1 protein-coding gene is annotated in these 326 nt (G+C 71.8%); it reads right to left on the reverse strand.

The genetic code is table 11. The features are described 5' to 3' along the window. Positions 1-316: transposase (locus VS93_RS26525; RefSeq protein ID WP_156185038.1), on the reverse strand; the 316-nt coding region annotated here is incomplete at its 3' end. Positions 317-326 lie beyond the last annotated feature (10 nt).

Raw genomic sequence — 326 nt, forward strand, 5'->3', positions numbered from 1 at the left:
GGCGGTTCTCACGCTGGTCGTCGGGTTGGGCGATAGTCGCCTTGATACCGCGTCTGCGCAGGTAGGCCCGGATAGCGGCCGAGGAGTAGGCCTTGTCGCCCATCACCCGATGCGGGCGCGTGCGCCCGCGGCCCCGGCTGCGGGGCAGATGCAGGGTCGCCATCAACGGCTCAACCATGCGCGTGTCGCCGCGCTGGCCGGGACTGGTCGTACTCGCCAGCGGGCGGCGCCGGGTATCGGCCAACAGGTGGATCTTGGTCGTCAGCCCGCCTCGGGAGCGCCCCAAGGCCTCGGATCCGTCCGGTTCCTCCCGCATCGCCTCCCCC

The sequence above is a fragment of the Allosalinactinospora lopnorensis genome (assembly GCF_000981225.1).
Taxonomy (GTDB): domain Bacteria; phylum Actinomycetota; class Actinomycetes; order Streptosporangiales; family Streptosporangiaceae; genus Allosalinactinospora; species Allosalinactinospora lopnorensis.